This is a genomic window from Halostella litorea (assembly GCF_004785955.1).
Taxonomy (GTDB): domain Archaea; phylum Halobacteriota; class Halobacteria; order Halobacteriales; family Natronoarchaeaceae; genus Halostella; species Halostella litorea.
The window spans coordinates 61,743-76,668 of the sequence record NZ_SJER01000007.1; the positions used below are offsets into that span (position 1 = coordinate 61,743).

Below are 14,926 nucleotides of genomic sequence, written 5' to 3' on the forward strand. Positions count from 1 at the left end.
GGGAGGTAGACGCTCTGTTCGCCGGCAGATACCTTTGTGCTGAACGTGGGACTTCGCTTGTTAGTCAACTACTGGTTGGACTGGCAGCCGTTCGAGTCGGCGATGGCACGGGATACAGAGAGTCAGCAGGTTACTCGGTACATCTGCATCGTCGACCGACTGGTCTGGGTCGTTGTAGAACCGGCGTCGAGGAATCCGGTGGTGAACCGGGAGATCACGACCGAATTTCTCGCGGTGAGCTTCACGGCCCATACCGCAGCGCAGGCAGGACTCGTTGTCACGGGTGATGATCTCCTCACGAATCTGTGGCCAGTTCGAGCCAAACGGAACTATCTCAGTATCTGACTGACGGTAGTTTTCTAGATAGTCCGGGTCGGCCGCTTGAAGGGCCGTTCGCCACGTTCCGAATTCACGCTGATACGGATCGATGGTAAACTTCCCGTGTTCGTTCATTTCCGTTGTTGTCGGTGGGTGGCCCAGCTCATTCGCAACAGCCCGCAGTTCGGCTAATAACTCCTCCCGTGGAATTCGCCACCGCTCATTCGGCTCGAAGCCGGCAGCTCGGAGAGCTTCATTCCACGAACCGAATCGCTCCTGATAGACTGCTGCACTCCATTTCCCTTGGTTTCGCATTTCATCCTTCCGAGGGACATGGCCTAGCTCTTCGGCGAGACGGTTGAGTTCGGATATCAGATCCTCCTCGCTCACATCCCATACGGAGTGGACTTCCAACTCAGCCTGTCGAAGAGCACGATTCCAGGTTCCAAACGCTCGCTTGTACGAATCCGAGGTGTAGGGGCCACTCCGGTCCATTTCATCTGTTGTGGGCGGTCGACCCAGTTTCTCAGCGAACCCCTGTAAGGCAGTAATGAGTCTCTCTTCGGAGAGATTCATTTCAACGTTCGGCTCAAAATCGGCCGCCCGTAGTGCTGCATTCCATCCTCCAAATCGCTTGCAGTATGTCTTCACCGAATACTTTCCGTGAGCACTGTATTCACGCTCTGACGGGGTTCCTCCCACGATGTCGGCAACCGATTTGAGATCAGTAAGGAGGTCCTCTTCGGACGTCGATGGTCGTCCGTCTGGATCATTCGTTCCGGTTTGAAGTCCGGCAGCCTCGAGTGCGTTATTCCACGACTCGAACCGATTCCCGTACGTCTTCGAAGCATGAGGTCCTGAATCGTCCATCTCACTCTGCGATGGGGGACGACCGAGTTCCTCAGCGAACTTCTGGAGCCGATTGAGGAGTTCATCGTCTGAGTACAGCTTCTTGCCCATGATTTCTGAGGGGATTGAGTCACTCAGTTTGGTCCCGACTCGGTATTTGAATGTCCGCACTCACTCATTCCGGATATTGATCGGAACGGCGACTCAAGGGGCGATCCTCGCGAGTCGTATGGCAGCCACCCCCACTTTTTGGAAGCGACGGCTCGCCGACTAGGATATACTGAAATTCAGTACTAAGACGTCTTATTCGACGGTTTATGGATAGGCAGTTCGACGACGAAGACTGAACCAGTTGGGTCGTTGTCCTCGACCCATACGTCACCACCGAATTGGTCCGTCAGGAGATGGACGAGATATAGACCAATCCCTGATCCTGGACTGTCCAATCCTTTCTCCCCTTTCCCGAAGATTTGTTCTTTCTGTTGGTCAGGAATGCCAGGTCCATTATCTGCAATCCGGTACCGGACAGTCTCTGAGTTCTCTTCACAGGAGACGGTGATCTCAGGGGTCTCTTTGTCGTTGTGTCGGACCGCATTCTCGAGGATATTCCGGAAAACCGAAGAAAGCATCTCGTTTGCCTGTACCGACACGTCGCAGAGTTCACCCGATACGTGAAACTGCGCGTTCGGGAACGAATCACGTACTGCAGCGAGCTCAGCGTCAAGAAGTGGCTGAAGCTGGATTTCTTCTAATTCAGCTGTTCCTTCTTCTGAGAGTGATTCAACGAACTCACGTGCGACCTCTGTGAACTGAATTACGTGCCGGGACTTCTGTAACACTCGGTCCAGAGCGTCTTCCCCATCTTCATCGATATGGTCTTTGAGGATCTCGGCCCATCCGAGAATCACGGTCATATCGTTCCGGATATCGTGTCGAACCACGCGATTTAACGCCTCGAGTTGTTCGGTTTTCTCTTCGAGTCGCTGTCGATATGACTCGCGTTCAGTTACGTCGGTAACCGTCACTAATTGGCCGGTCGTTACCTCACCTGCTAAGAATGGCGTGCTCGACACGTCATAATACCGTGTTTCACCTTCCTGCGTAATTGTCAGGATATCTTGTTTGGTGAGATGATCTGCGAGTGCGGTATTCACAGCCTCAAGCGGTTCGCCAAAGGAATCCTCAAGGGTTGGAAACAGTTTGCGAGCCGCTTGATTGTAATCCTGAATCCGGGTTTCTTGGTCGAGGAAGATTGCGGGTTTCTCTGACTCCCCGGTTAATCGGATTGCCTCAAACCGTTGTCTGTAGAAGAAGAGCGTTCCAACGGCGAAGAGGGCGACGCCAGGCGGCTCATACATTAATGGGAGCAGCCAGTCGACCTGGCCGCCAATAATCGTTGCAACAGCTGGGAGGCCTGAGAGTCCAACGAGCACGACGAGCGGACGGCTGTCACTCCCAGTATGATGGAACCGCTCCATCAGTACGAAGAATCCGACAGCGATGGCGGCATATGATAACCCCAAGACGATCCAGTAGAGCAGTTCGTGATGGATCACGAGGTGTGGGAATGGTTCTGTGACCCATTCCGTCGTAAAGTAGAGATTGTGGAGTGGATTCGTGACTTTGAGAGCGGTGAAAAAGAGGAACGTCCCGAGTATGAGGTTTCGGAATGGGGCGTGTCGAGGTGGCCGACCGGTATATGCAGCACAAAAGTAGAGCCAGGCCCCAACGGCGACGAACGCAAAGATGAAGCCAAATATATAGAAAGCGAGTTTCCCCGCACGCGTCGGTGCGAGAAGATAGCCAATGTACCCTCCAGACCACAGAGCAACAGAACCGAGGAAGACGATCAGTCCTTCACGTGTCTCCGGATGCTGTATCTTCCGTGCTTGTGGAATAGTCGCCACGCAGGCAATCGCAGATAGTGCGAAAATTATGACGTGACCTAGAAGGAGGGGATTCATTATCCAGATAAAGGGTTGTTCTCGGGGTATTAAATAACGGTTTGGAACAGCCCTCTTACAGGGGGATATCCGGGCTTCTTCCGGCCACTAGGCATTCTTTCTCTCGGTCGATTCCCAGAGTTGGCGTCCAACTCATAAGGCTCCAACAGTACTGGTACAGCCGATTAACCAACAATAAGGAAACCGACGCGGAAGGTGTTGGTTAAGAACAGAGCTTACTCTTCGTTCTCACGCAGCTCTTCAGCCTTCCACTTGAGCCGGCGCAGAATCTGCGTTCGATTTTGGTGGGCGTTCTCGTAGGCAACACACTCTTGCAGGGTCTCCATATCGGGAATCGTCGCGATACCGGCCTTGATCAATCGGTAATTCGATGCTTCGAGACGTTTCCCAGGTGGGAATTCGTCGTCACTCCCGTCGCTGATCGTGGACTGTTCCATCTCTAAGGCCCTCCACCCCTTGAGGGCGAGAAAGACAGAACAGACGACTACGTCACCACGTGGCGTCAGGCCATCGCCTCTTCGAAGCACTCGCGAAGCCCATAATATCACTGACCAAACTGATTGGTTTTATTTGATGCCGGTGTTATCGAGTGGTTCCAGTCGTATAGTTGCGAACATTCGGTAACTCCCATCCATATCTGACTGCAATAAGTCGTGATCCCACTGTCATGGTCGCACATCCACCGGCTGCGAGCGCACCGGTTCCAAAATGAATCGACAGTAGCCAGTAGAGACCTCCACCAAGCACGGCACAGCTCGCATAAAAGTCCTGAAGTAGAATAAACGGGGGACGATCAAGAAGAATATCAGCGAATGCTCCTCCGCCAACGGCATTAATTGTCGCGACAGCAACTACGCCGAAGGGAGACACTCCGGCATGGGTCGCCACGATTGCTCCGGTGGTTGCGAACGCGCCAAGGCCGATTGCATCGGCAACCAGTGAGACCGGATGCCGATGCGGCTCATCGAGGAGCACCGAGAGTGCTGCGGCTAAAATCACTCCAAGCACTCCAAACCCGATATTTGAAAGTGTCTGGAGCGAAAGTGGGATTCGCAAGACGAGGAGATCCCGTGTTGTGCCGCCGCCAAATGCAGTAACGAGCCCAACCACACTGACGCCAAACGGATCAAATCCCTCTCGAATGGCTTTACTGGCACCAACGAGTGCAAATGCGACCAATCCGACTGCATTTGCAACCCAGAACAATGCGTTTTCCAACATCAATCACTACGAACTTCGTGGTCCGTATGTGCCGATGAATCTGTTTCTCGGAGGCTGACAATCGCTTGGCGCATTGTGGAACGACTGACAAGTGTGAACCCTGCAGCCACGGCCACAAACCCGACAACGGTTGTCATACTAATTGTTTGGCCAAGGAGTAGGACTGATACGACCGTTGCAGCTACTGGTTCCAGATACGCGACAAGTGTCGTTTCAGTCGCGCCAACCTCTCTTACCAACCGGAAGTACAATAGATACCCTCCGGCTCCAGCGACGAGAGTGATGTATACCAACGAGACAACTGCTACTGGGGAAAGCGACTGTACATCCGGCACCGATTCACCACGAAGAAAGCTACCACAAAACAGGAGTGTTGCCCCAACTAGCATTGCCCACCCTTGGAGTGCTTCCATAGGGAGCCCTTCGTCGAATAACTGGATTGTCACAGATCCAACTGCAAACAGTTTCGTTCCGAGAAAGACCAAGCCGACACCGAGTGCCGTCGACGATAGTGATGTAGTACCCACTGATGGTTGTGAGAGAACTACAACGCCACTTATGCCGAGACAGAACCCAATCACGTCGGGAAGTCCACGGGATTCCCCGAGGATGGGGACTGCAACAAGAGCTGCGACGACTGGCGACATCGTGGTGACGACGGATGCGACGGCGCCTGTAATGTGCTGTGTGCCCAAGTAGAGACCCGCTTGATAGCCACCAAACATGAACCCGCCAACGATGCTGATACTCAGGAGTTCGCGTGTCGTTTCTGGTCGCAACCGGTCCGTAGTCAATCGTGCATACCCGAGGACGATACAGCCAGAGACAGCATATCGAATCCCAGCAGCACCTAGTGGGGGAAGCTGTGAAACGACGATGTCAATTGCGGGGAACCCGGCTCCCCAGAGAAGACCCAACCCGATGATAGCTAAGCCTGCCGGAATGTGAAATCGGAATGTGTTTGGGGCCCCCATATTCTGTTGGTCGAGGGTATGTGGTAGATTGGGAATAAGTGAAGGAACGCGGCATTACTCCGAGCGTATTACGGTAAGTTCGTCATCTATTCGAAACTGAGGCCGCATTTAGTGAATAAGCTGAAGTAGCTACGAACTATGGCATGAGTCACAGCGTATGGACGAGAAAGATATCCAGATTTTGAAATCGTTAGAAGAACTCGAGACGACGAGTACCGAAGCGGTGAGTGACGCAACGGGGATTCCGTTATCGACCATTCATTACCGCCTCAACAATCTCCGTGATGCTGGGGTCATCACAAACGAACGATTAGACCTCGATCTCGACGAATTCGGACTTGGAGTAACAATCCTTGTACAGATATTTACGAAGGATGATCAATCCCATACCGAGAGTGGGCAAGCTATTGCGGGTATTGAAGGGGTAACAAAAGTCTTCTTCACGATGGGGAGTACTGACTTTATCGCGTTAGCACGGTTGCCAAACAGTGACAGCGTGGAGCGATTGATTTCCGATTTTGAAGCGCTTGACGAGGTTGCTCGTACTAACTCAACGTTTGTCATCGAACGGGAACTCGATAGTCACTACCCCCTCCAACAGTACAGCGAAGAGACTCTCGTTGAAGAAGTCGGGTAGTAGTTTAACTGACGCGGTCGTATCATCCAGATAGGGGAGTTGCGCGTTGCCACAAGACATTCAATTGTCGCTCGAATCTATAGACGATCTCTGCCTCTATCACACCTACTACACCAAACCAGAATTCGAAGTTTGTCGTGCTCGCGGTTCCGCTCGTCGACGAGACTCGCCATCTCATGTCCACCGAGGAATTCGCCGCGATGCGTGACGATGCGATTCTGATCAACGTCGCGCGTGGCCCTGTGGTCGACCAGGCGGCGCTCGTCGACGCTCTCGAAGCTGGGGCGCTCGGTGGGGCTGCACTCGACGTTTTCGAGGCGGAACCGCTGCCCGAGGAGTCCCCCCTTTGGGAGTTCGAGGAGGTTCTCATCACTCCCCACTGCGCAGGATTCACTGAGGACTACTATCGGAACGTCGCGGATCTCGTCCGGGAGAACATCGCCCACATCGACGCCGGCGAGGAACTCGTCAATCGATCCGTGTAGCTGAGTGGGTTGGGATTACGCGGATCGCACAGATCGAACAGAGGCACACGATAGACTTCCACTATAGCTGTTCAGTGATATGCTCCTTGAGCAGCGTCCGGTGACAGCGTTTCTGGTCGGTGTTCTCGAAACAGACGAAGACGAGGTGTTCACCATCACGAAGCCTGTTCGTGAGTTCACCGGCTGCCTCCTGAGCATCCGCTGCTTCGGTGAGATGTGTTCGGTACCGGTCTTCGAATCCGACCTCGTCCCAGGCAGCATTATGGGCGCCTTCGTCACACATCCCCTGCATTTTGAAATCCTCGTGGCGCTGTTTGAACTCGTCCAGGAGGTCTGGCGGTGGACCGAGTGCCGGGTAGTTCTCGTTGATCGTCGTTCTGAACCAGCCAGTGGGCCGTCGTACCACACCCACGAGCGTAGCCTCCGGGGAGATGTCTACGAGATCATGCTGTAGCGCTGCGACGTACGTGTCCTCGAGGAGGTCAGAGGTGGTCACGATCTCTGTCTTTGCCGTTCGGCGCCCAGCGTAGTCAACCTCCCGGTGGATGTCTATGGCCCCTGCCCGCTGGGGGGTTTTGTGATCGTTCGCAGAGCGAGAATATGGCTGGGTTATGCTGTCGAGACTGTCCAGCGGGTAGGACGACCGACATCGATTCGGGCAGCGGATTGACGCATTACTGCCGGAGTACGGTTCAAATAGAGACGGCACGTCCAACAGGTATCGAATCAACGGCTGTCTGTCGATATCGAAAGCTATAGTCCGATTTGTGAGCAAGAGCTAGGGGAATGTCGTGGATCTTGCTCTTTGTAGCTGGCCTGTTCGAGATCGCTTGGGCAATTGGCTTAGAGTATTCTGACGGCCTCTCAGAACCAATCCCGACAGCGGGTACAGTCATCGCGCTCATCATCAGTATGGTATTACTCGCGAAAGCGATACAAAACCTGCCGATCGGGACCGCGTATGCTGTCTGGACGGGGATCGGCGCCGTTGGCACTGCCACGCTCGGCATCGTCTTATTCGACGAACCGGCGACGAGTGCCCGTCTCCTCTTCATCTCCGTGATCGTCTTCGGGATCGTTGGCCTCCACTTCGTCTCTGGAGGCCACTAACGACGACTCACCGAACGGAGTCCGGCGGTTACCAGCCGTACTCCTGGTGGACCTGACGACCTTCTTCGTTCAACAGTGGTCCGACCACATCGCTGACGCCATCCAGAATTTCCGCGCACCGAACTGTTGGCTCGCTCCCGGTGAACGCTGCGATTTCATCACTCCCGACACTGTAGGCGACGCGCCCGAACCCAGCTGTCGCCATCCCGCCAGCACACATCGGACACGGTTCGGTGCTCGTATACATGACCATCGCAGCGCGCTCATCGGCGTCGTACTCTCGGCACGCGCGATACGCGAGATGGAGCTCGGGGTGGCGGCGGATATCGTCCTCCGTACTCTCGCGATTCGAATCGCTCATGATGACAGTATCGTCGCGGACGAGTACGGTGCCGAACGGTTTGTCGCCACGAGCGGTAGCCTCGCGCGCTAGCTCGAAGGTCTCGCGCATATGTGCGTCGTGGTCGAACTCGTCGAAATTGGGAGCTGCCATAGCTGTATGGTAGTCTCTCTGGGTGAAGTACTTGGTTGGAACGGCGACTCAGGCTTCGTTTGGCCTGTGACGGTCCCTGTCGGTTGGTCTATCCTTCGGGAGGTGATGACGGTGATTTTTCACCCCGCTGCCAGCCTACCCTCTGACCTCCAGTATTCTAGATGTAGAGTGGTTAAGAGTCTGCAACGCGGACCTACCGACCGAGGAATGATTCTAAGTGACGGATAGAATGAAGGCTGTTCGCATGCACGAGTTCGGCTCGCCGGATGTCCTCAGATACGAGGATGCGCCCCGTCCGGATCCGCTTGATGATGACGTGCTCGTTCGGGTTCACGCAGCGGGTGTCAACCCAGTCGACTGGCGGATTCGTCAGGGAATGCAGCTGGTGTCGATGCTGCCCGAGAATCCGTTTCCCCTCATTCTCGGGATGGACGTTTCAGGCGTCGTCGAGGAGACCGGCGCGTCAGTTACCGAATTTGAGACGGGCGATGCAGTGTTCGGTGTCAATGGGTTCCCGGAGTTAGGTTCCTATGCGGAGTATTCGGCCACACCTGCCGAGCAACTAGCCCCGAAGCCCAAATCGCTCGATCACGAGGGGGCAGCTGGCGTGCCGGTCGTCACGCAGACCGCTTGGCAAGCGTTATTCGAGTATGCTGATTGCACGGCCGACCAGCGAGTTCTCATCCACGGTGCAGCAGGTGGTGTCGGACATATGGCCGTCCAGCTGGCGAAATGGAAGGGGGCCGACGTAATCGCCACAGCGTCGGGATACAGCGAAGACTATCTCCGGGAGTTAGGCGTCGATGAGTTCGTGAACTACCGCGAGGAGCGCTTCGAGTCAGTGATTGATGAGGTCGATATCGTGGTAGATACAGTCGGGGGTGAAACCCCAGCACGCTCAGTTGACGTGCTCAGGAAAAAGGGGGTGCTCGTTTCAGTCGTTGGACAACCATCCGGAGCGCTCACCACCAACCACGACATTGATGTACAGGTGGTAAGTGGGCGGTCGAATTCCCCATCGCTCCTAACAACGATTAGCGAACTGATTGACGCCGGAGAAGTGCGCCCCACGATCAGTGCCGAATTCCCACTCGAAAATACAGCTCAGGCACACGAAGTAGGTGAGACAGAACACGTACAAGGGAAACTCGTTCTCAGCGTAGCGTGATTCGACGTGTCGTACATTGAATTGAGATCCACAGTCAGTATCGAGTGGATCTCCCACTCCAATTCTTGTGACAATAGAATTAGAACTATTTCTCCAACACGGATTAGCGTGGCCACCGCCCTGTAGCGGATGACTTACGGGGAGCACTTACCGAGAGAGTAATAGAACGGATGGAATGGATACGGAAACTCCGGAATTCGCCAGCAGCGGCCGTGATTTTCGCGAGTACCCTCGTCGCTGTCATGGGTGTCTCACTCATCAGCCCTGTACTCCCAGCGGTCCAGGAGGCATGGAACATTTCGGAGGCACAGGCCAGCCTCTTGCTGTCGGCGTTCACGCTCCCCGGAATCTTTCTCACTCTCCCGATTGGACTGCTAACCGACCGCATCGGTCGAAAACCGATTCTAATCCCGGCGCTCGTTGTCTTCGGACTCAGTGGTGGCGGTATCATCTTCATTTCCGACTTCACCCTGATCTTGGTCCTGCGAGCCATCCAAGGGGCGGCGAGTAGTGCGATTGCGATGCTCACGGTCACGCTCCTCGGCGACCTCTATTCCGGTGAACAACGACGAGTGCTAATTGGGACCAACGCGGCGATTCTCGCGGTGGGTGCTGCTGGCTATCCGTTACTCGGCGGTGCGCTCGCGACAGTCGCTTGGTCGGCGCCCTTCGCGTGTTTTCTCCTCGCGCTGCTCGTCGCTGTACCCGGCATAACCTTGCTCGAGGAGCCACAGCGCGACGAGAACAATACGAATTCGAGTATCCGTGCATTCCTCACCGGGCCCACATCGATGACCCCCTTCGTCGTGCTCTATCTCGCAATCTTCGGTATTTTTGTCATCCTCTATGGTGCGCAGCTCACCGCCGTTCCGTTCCTACTCGCCAACGAATATCAGCTCTCTTCAGCCGGTATCGGCCTTCTCGTGGGATTACCAGCAATTTCAATGGGAGCGACAGCAATGCAAGGTGATCGCGTGCTTCGGTCGCTCACGAGCTTCCAATCGATCGCGCTCGGATTCGTGAGTTACGGGATCGGACTCGTCATTGTCGCCGTCGCGGACTCCATATACGTAGTTGCTGGTGCACTCCTTCTATTCGGACTTGGTCAAGGACTTGCAGAGCCGATTACGGATACGGCACTCAACGAACGAGCACCGGACGAATTCCGCGGGAGCATTATGAGTATTCGGACGAGTGTTCTCAGACTCGGCACGACGGTCGGTCCGCCGCTTAGTGTCGGGGCTGCAGCACTGTTCGGCTATCGTCAAACCCTGTTAGTGTCTGGTGCCGCTGCCTTCTTGATCGGAGTAACGTGGTTTACGGTGAGACGTCAGTGAACACTCAAAGTCAGCTAACAGATTGGAGACGGAATGTGTTCATTGGTGGGTATCCAGAATTCGACGTACGGTGACCTCGGCAAGCTGTGTGAAACCCACTGTATCCGGCATAACATCGACAGCGATCCCATGCTTGTCGACAGCACGTTTTGTTGGTGCTCCTATCGCTCCAACAATCGTCTCCTCTAGCTCGCGTTGGAGTGCAGCGACAGCGTCACGTTCAGTCGCAATTTGAACGAAGTACTCTACCGTCTTTGGCGAGGTGAACAGTATACCGTCCAGCTTACCGTCTACCGCAAGTGAAACCGACTGTCCCGCAGTCTCCGGTCGTTCCAAGCGATATAAGGATGTTTCGCTGACAATTGCACCAGCTGCTTCCAGTCCTTCAACAAGTACTTCGCTGCCGTGTGCACTCCGAGCAAGTTCAACGGTTTGGCCCTCGACATCAGTAGATAACTCGTCGACGAGTCCTGTGGATGTGAACGTCGATGGAACGATATCGACTGAATAGCCCCGATTGCATAATGCGGTTGCAGTCTGATCTCCGACAGCACAAACAGTGGTTCCTCGTTGTTTCCATCCTGCTGTCGCAGCTAGATCGACACCGGTCTCGCTTGTGAAGATACAGTAATCCGCATGTTGGGGAACCTGACCGGTCGGTGTGATTGCCAGCATCGGGTCTGGAATCGGGGATACATCGAGTGACTGGAGATACTCGACCGCCTCAACGATACGGCTGTCGTCGGGTCGGAGAACAGCCACCGTCGGCTGGGACATATTGAACAGTTAGCCGATGCTGGACTTGTGTGTATCGAGAATCGGCGACCAGTCTCGAACGATTCAAACCGGCATCCTGCTAATTGCCGGTATGGACGAGGAGTCTCATAACCACGTTGTTCCCGGAAGTGATGAAGAGTTGACCACGCCAGACGTGCAGGGCTACGACTTCCGTGGCGAATTCGATTTTCAGGAGATGCTGGAAGCGTATGCAACGACGGGCTTTCAGGCGACGCAACTCGCAGAGGCCATCGACATCGCCGAGCAAATGCAAGACGCCGATGCCACGATCTATCTCACATGCACGTCGAATATCATTTCGTCGGGATTGCGTGAAGTCGTCGCCTACCTCGTTCGTGAAGGGTACGTCGACGTGCTTATCACGACCGCGGGATCGCTGGCGGAGGATGTTATCAAAACGGCGAAGCCGTTCAAAATGGGAGAGTGGGATGCGGACGAGGCCGCGCTCCGGGAACAGGGAATCAACCGTCTTGGGAATCTCTTTGTTCCTTCCGACCGATACGTCTGGTTGGAGGAGTACCTGTACGACTTCTTCGAGGAGTTCTTCGCCGACGAAAAGGTCCGGACGCCGACGGCGTTTGCCCGCGAGTTAGGGGAGACACTCGACGATCCCGATTCGGTCCTGAAGCAAGCGGCGGACAACGACGTTCCCGTGTACTGTCCGGCGCTGACGGACGCCGAAGTTGGGAACTTTCTCTACTATTACAGACAGGGATACGACTCGGAGGTCGGCATCGAAATCCTCGACGATTATGACTCGCTTATCGAGGACGGGATGCTTGCTGACACGACAGGTCTGATCGCAGTTGGAGGGGGCGTCCCGAAACACCACGCGATTATGACAAATCTGTTCCGTGGCGGGGCGGATTACGTCGTCTACATCTCGACTGGTATGGAAGGGGATGGCTCACTCTCTGGAGCGCCCCCGAACGAGGCAGTATCGTGGGGGAAGATCAAAGACGATGAGCGGACGAATTACACGCAGATTGAAGCAGAAGCAACGCTCGTCTTCCCACTGCTTGTAGCGGGTGCTTTCAGCGAGTGAGTGTGATCTGCTGGTTAAACTGGTGCTGTAGCAGACTGTAGCTAGAAAGCGTAGCAGGATGGTTACAGTTGATGCTTGGCGGTCGACCGTTCAGTCCGAGTGTGCGGGAGATCCAAGTTGATCGTTGCCTTCGCTAGAGTCGGTCGCAGCCACCTGATCTCCGTTCGCCGAGAGCAGGCGGCGCTTCGAGTTGAAGACGACGATGAGACTACTGACCGCCATCATAACGGCGGCGATCAACGGCGTGATCACGCCAGTCATTGCCAGTGGAAGCGCGATCGCGTTGTAGCCAGCCGCCCAGAGCAGGTTCTGTTTGATTCGGCCTCGTGTTTCACTCGCCAGCTCGAAGACCTCGGGAACGGCGTCGAGACGGTCGTCCAGTACTACCGCGTCGGCCGCCTCGATCGCCAGATCGGTGCCGCTCGAGACCGCGATCCCGAGGTCTGCGCTCGCGAGGGCGGGCGCGTCGTTCGTTCCATCGCCGATCATTGTCGTCGTCCCGCGCTCCCGGAGACCCTGGACGATCGCTTCCTTGGACTCGGGGCGCACGCCTGCAAATACGTGATCGATCGCTGGATGGTTTGCAAATGTTTCGGTCATCCGTTCGTCGTCGCCTGTCAGCACGACGATTTCCCGGTCCGCATCCGTGAGATCGGAAACCACGTGTTCCCAGTTCTCACGCGGCGTATCTCGGACCGAGACGATCCCCTGGACGACACCCTCCCAGGCAATCGCCGTCGGATGATTGCCCGATTCGTAGGCGTCCGTGACGGCTGTCTCGATTTCTGTAGGTATCGTCCACTCGTCGGCGTCAAAGGAGTCTGGATGGCCGATAACCACGCGGGTATCGTCGACGAGGGCTGACACGGTACGGTCGGCGCTCTCGAAACGCGACACAGAGCGTGTGGTCGGCGGGGCGGCATCGTCGATCGCAGCGGCGATGGGGTGGCTCGACCGGCGTTCGACGGCGGCCGCCATCGCAAGCACTTCGTCAGGATCGTCGCCAGCGACGTCCACAAGCTCCATCTTCCCCGTGGTGAGCGTCCCAGTCTTGTCGAACACGACGACCGCGGAGTCGTCGATCCGCTCGAGCACTGTCTCGTTGAGAACGAGTATGCGATTATCGGTGGCATCGCGGGTGGCCGCCGCGAGAGCAAGCGGGGTCGCGATCCCGAGCGAGCACGGACACGAGACCACTAACACAGAGACACCGACCATTATAGCTGTATTCGGGTCGTTGCCGAGGACGAACCAGCCAGTGGCAGTTAGCACGGCAAGCCCGAGTACGAACGGAACGAACAGTACTGCAAAGCGGTTGACAATATGCTGGACACCCGTCGCAGAACTCTTGACGTTCCAGAGGAGTTCGACGAGGCGATCCATCGTGCTGGTGTTTTCTGGACCAACTTCGACGACAACCGCATTGTCTGTGGGGATCGACCCGCCGAGTACAGTGTCCCCGACGGATTTCCGTTGCGGGAGAGATTCACCTGTGACGAGTGCCTCGTCGATCGCGGCAGTCCCGTCGACAATCTGGCCGTCGACTGGGACCCGTTCGCCAGGTTTGACTAACAGGTGATCGCCAGGCTCACACGCTTCAATGTCGATGGTTTCGGTGGCCTCGCTGTCGTCGTCGAGCCGGCGGGCGTCATCGACGCGTGAATCAGTGAGGTCAGCGCGATTGCCGAGCGCAGCGTGTTTGACCCGTGACTCGAGATGGTTGCCGATAGTGACGATTGCTAGCACCATTACTGCGACATCGAAGTACGGGTCGCGCCCGCCCGTGAGGTAGGTGGCCAGCGAGTAGAGGTACGCTGCGAGCACCGCGATGGCGATCAACACGTCCATGTTCGGGCGACCGACTTTCAGGCTCACATAGGCCCCACGGAAGATCGGATATCCGAGCCCGATAACGATGAGTGTGCTCCAGACCGCTAGCGGCCCGAACACCATCGCCTCAACGGTACTCCCGTAGAGAAAGTTCTCGGGATAGATGCCGAGGTATACCGGATAGATGAACAGGATGTAGAGAATCAACACGGGCATCATCAGTACCGCCGCGAGCACTGCACGGTATTTTCCGAACTCGACACGCGAACGCAGCGAGTCGTTTTCCTCGTCGGGACCGTGGGCCTGATAGCCCAGTCGACTGAGTGCAGCGGAGATCGCGTTACGGTCGATCTGGGCAGGATCGTACACCACCTGCGCCATTTCAGTGGCGTAGCTCGCACGCGCCTCGTGAACACCGTCCTCTTCCTCGGCAAGGAGTTCGATGAATCCTTCGCAGGTCTGACAGTGCATACCGTCGATCGAGAGGTAGGCCGTTTCGGCGCCCTCGGGGACATCGGGTTGGGAATCCTCGGCCGCGACACGGTCACGGACGGCCGTAATGGAGAGGTCAACGTCCTCACCGTTGTCAACCAGGCGTGCGACCTCTAGACAGCCCCGACAGCAGAACTCGCCGTCGATGGCCTTGTCGATGATTGGGTCTTCGATAGGGAGGTCACAGAGTGTGCAGGTGGACATG

General features: G+C 55.8%; 14 protein-coding genes and 1 pseudogene. 6 read left to right on the plus strand and 9 right to left on the minus strand.

The annotated features are described in order from the left end of the window. Positions 1 to 60: 60 nt before the first annotated feature. The 5 genes from EYW40_RS17570 to EYW40_RS20470 form a co-directional block, all read right to left on the minus strand. Positions 61 to 1,278 carry a homing endonuclease associated repeat-containing protein gene (locus EYW40_RS17570; RefSeq protein WP_135806849.1) on the minus strand — a complete coding sequence of 406 codons (1,218 nt, stop codon included), beginning with the start codon at positions 1,276 to 1,278 and terminating at the stop codon, positions 61 to 63. A gap of 182 nt (positions 1,279 to 1,460) precedes the next feature. Further along, positions 1,461 to 3,131 (minus strand): sensor histidine kinase, encoded by a 1,671-nt coding sequence (locus EYW40_RS17575; protein WP_237560639.1) that lies wholly within the window; start codon positions 3,129 to 3,131, stop codon positions 1,461 to 1,463. Positions 3,132 to 3,346: 215 nt separating this feature from the next. Then, positions 3,347 to 3,568, minus strand: a complete 222-nt coding sequence (locus EYW40_RS17580) for a DUF8129 domain-containing protein (RefSeq protein ID WP_135806851.1) — start codon at positions 3,566 to 3,568, stop codon at positions 3,347 to 3,349. A 145-nt stretch (positions 3,569 to 3,713) separates the two neighbouring features. Further along, entirely contained in the window at positions 3,714 to 4,352 is a 639-nt protein-coding gene (locus EYW40_RS17585; RefSeq protein WP_135806852.1) for a trimeric intracellular cation channel family protein, read from the minus strand. Beyond that, positions 4,352 to 5,326, minus strand: coding sequence for a DMT family transporter (locus EYW40_RS20470; RefSeq protein ID WP_135822950.1), 975 nt, complete (start codon positions 5,324 to 5,326; stop codon positions 4,352 to 4,354). Before EYW40_RS20470 ends, EYW40_RS17585 begins: the two co-directional genes overlap by 1 nt. Positions 5,327 to 5,483: 157 nt before the next feature. On the opposite strand from EYW40_RS20470, the gene EYW40_RS17595 reads away from it, so the two are divergent. Beyond that, complete coding sequence (locus tag EYW40_RS17595; protein ID WP_135806854.1) at positions 5,484 to 5,963, plus strand: Lrp/AsnC family transcriptional regulator; 480 nt, start codon at positions 5,484 to 5,486, stop codon at positions 5,961 to 5,963. 110 nt (positions 5,964 to 6,073) lie between these two features. Continuing rightward, positions 6,074 to 6,448: pseudogene (locus EYW40_RS17600) on the plus strand (NAD(P)-dependent oxidoreductase); the annotation flags it as partial. A gap of 61 nt (positions 6,449 to 6,509) precedes the next feature. Here the strand turns inward: EYW40_RS17600 and EYW40_RS17605 are convergent. After that, positions 6,510 to 6,944, minus strand: a complete 435-nt coding sequence (locus EYW40_RS17605; RefSeq protein ID WP_135822951.1) for a DUF488 domain-containing protein — start codon at positions 6,942 to 6,944, stop codon at positions 6,510 to 6,512. Positions 6,945 to 7,234: 290 nt separating this feature from the next. Here EYW40_RS17605 and EYW40_RS17610 point away from each other — a divergent pair, with 290 nt between their 5' ends. Next, positions 7,235 to 7,558: a DMT family transporter gene (locus tag EYW40_RS17610; protein WP_114579067.1), complete on the plus strand. Its 324-nt coding sequence runs from the start codon at positions 7,235 to 7,237 to the stop codon at positions 7,556 to 7,558. A gap of 28 nt (positions 7,559 to 7,586) precedes the next feature. Here EYW40_RS17610 and EYW40_RS17615 read toward each other — a convergent pair whose 3' ends face one another. Then, positions 7,587 to 8,051 carry a nucleoside deaminase gene (locus EYW40_RS17615; RefSeq protein WP_135822952.1) on the minus strand — a complete coding sequence of 155 codons (465 nt, stop codon included), beginning with the start codon at positions 8,049 to 8,051 and terminating at the stop codon, positions 7,587 to 7,589. Positions 8,052 to 8,295: 244 nt separating this feature from the next. Here EYW40_RS17615 and EYW40_RS17620 point away from each other — a divergent pair, with 244 nt between their 5' ends. Further along, positions 8,296 to 9,219, plus strand: a complete 924-nt coding sequence (locus EYW40_RS17620; protein WP_237560641.1) for an NADP-dependent oxidoreductase — start codon at positions 8,296 to 8,298, stop codon at positions 9,217 to 9,219. A gap of 170 nt (positions 9,220 to 9,389) precedes the next feature. After that, positions 9,390 to 10,556, plus strand: a complete 1,167-nt coding sequence (locus EYW40_RS17625) for an MFS transporter (protein ID WP_135806859.1) — start codon at positions 9,390 to 9,392, stop codon at positions 10,554 to 10,556. 39 nt (positions 10,557 to 10,595) lie between these two features. On the opposite strand, the gene EYW40_RS17630 is transcribed toward EYW40_RS17625, so the two are convergent. After that, positions 10,596 to 11,333 (minus strand): uroporphyrinogen-III synthase, encoded by a 738-nt coding sequence (locus EYW40_RS17630; RefSeq protein ID WP_135806860.1) that lies wholly within the window; start codon positions 11,331 to 11,333, stop codon positions 10,596 to 10,598. A gap of 91 nt (positions 11,334 to 11,424) precedes the next feature. On the opposite strand from EYW40_RS17630, the gene EYW40_RS17635 reads away from it, so the two are divergent. Then, complete coding sequence (locus EYW40_RS17635; protein WP_135822954.1) at positions 11,425 to 12,399, plus strand: deoxyhypusine synthase; 975 nt, start codon at positions 11,425 to 11,427, stop codon at positions 12,397 to 12,399. A 90-nt stretch (positions 12,400 to 12,489) separates the two neighbouring features. Here EYW40_RS17635 and EYW40_RS17640 read toward each other — a convergent pair whose 3' ends face one another. Then, on the minus strand, positions 12,490 to 14,925 hold the full coding sequence (locus EYW40_RS17640; protein WP_135822955.1) for a heavy metal translocating P-type ATPase: 2,436 nt from the start codon (positions 14,923 to 14,925) through the stop codon (positions 12,490 to 12,492). Position 14,926: the final 1 nt, after the last annotated feature.

Bases quoted from the DNA above. Each gene is read 5' to 3' on its own strand.
- EYW40_RS17570 (WP_135806849.1), bottom strand. From the start codon at position 1,278: ATGGGCAAGAAGCTGTACTCAGACGATGAACTCCTCAATCGGCTCCAG.
- EYW40_RS17575 (WP_237560639.1), bottom strand. From the start codon at position 3,131: ATGAATCCCCTCCTTCTAGGTCACGTCATAATTTTCGCACTATCTGCG.
- EYW40_RS17580 (WP_135806851.1), bottom strand. From the start codon at position 3,568: ATGGAACAGTCCACGATCAGCGACGGGAGTGACGACGAATTCCCACCT.
- EYW40_RS17585 (WP_135806852.1), bottom strand. From the start codon at position 4,352: ATGTTGGAAAACGCATTGTTCTGGGTTGCAAATGCAGTCGGATTGGTC.
- EYW40_RS20470 (WP_135822950.1), bottom strand. From the start codon at position 5,326: ATGGGGGCCCCAAACACATTCCGATTTCACATTCCGGCAGGCTTAGCT.
- EYW40_RS17595 (WP_135806854.1), top strand. From the start codon at position 5,484: ATGGACGAGAAAGATATCCAGATTTTGAAATCGTTAGAAGAACTCGAG.
- EYW40_RS17610 (WP_114579067.1), top strand. From the start codon at position 7,235: ATGTCGTGGATCTTGCTCTTTGTAGCTGGCCTGTTCGAGATCGCTTGG.
- EYW40_RS17615 (WP_135822952.1), bottom strand. From the start codon at position 8,051: ATGGCAGCTCCCAATTTCGACGAGTTCGACCACGACGCACATATGCGC.
- EYW40_RS17620 (WP_237560641.1), top strand. From the start codon at position 8,296: ATGCACGAGTTCGGCTCGCCGGATGTCCTCAGATACGAGGATGCGCCC.
- EYW40_RS17625 (WP_135806859.1), top strand. From the start codon at position 9,390: ATGGAATGGATACGGAAACTCCGGAATTCGCCAGCAGCGGCCGTGATT.
- EYW40_RS17630 (WP_135806860.1), bottom strand. From the start codon at position 11,333: ATGTCCCAGCCGACGGTGGCTGTTCTCCGACCCGACGACAGCCGTATC.
- EYW40_RS17635 (WP_135822954.1), top strand. From the start codon at position 11,425: ATGGACGAGGAGTCTCATAACCACGTTGTTCCCGGAAGTGATGAAGAG.
- EYW40_RS17640 (WP_135822955.1), bottom strand. From the start codon at position 14,925: ATGTCCACCTGCACACTCTGTGACCTCCCTATCGAAGACCCAATCATC.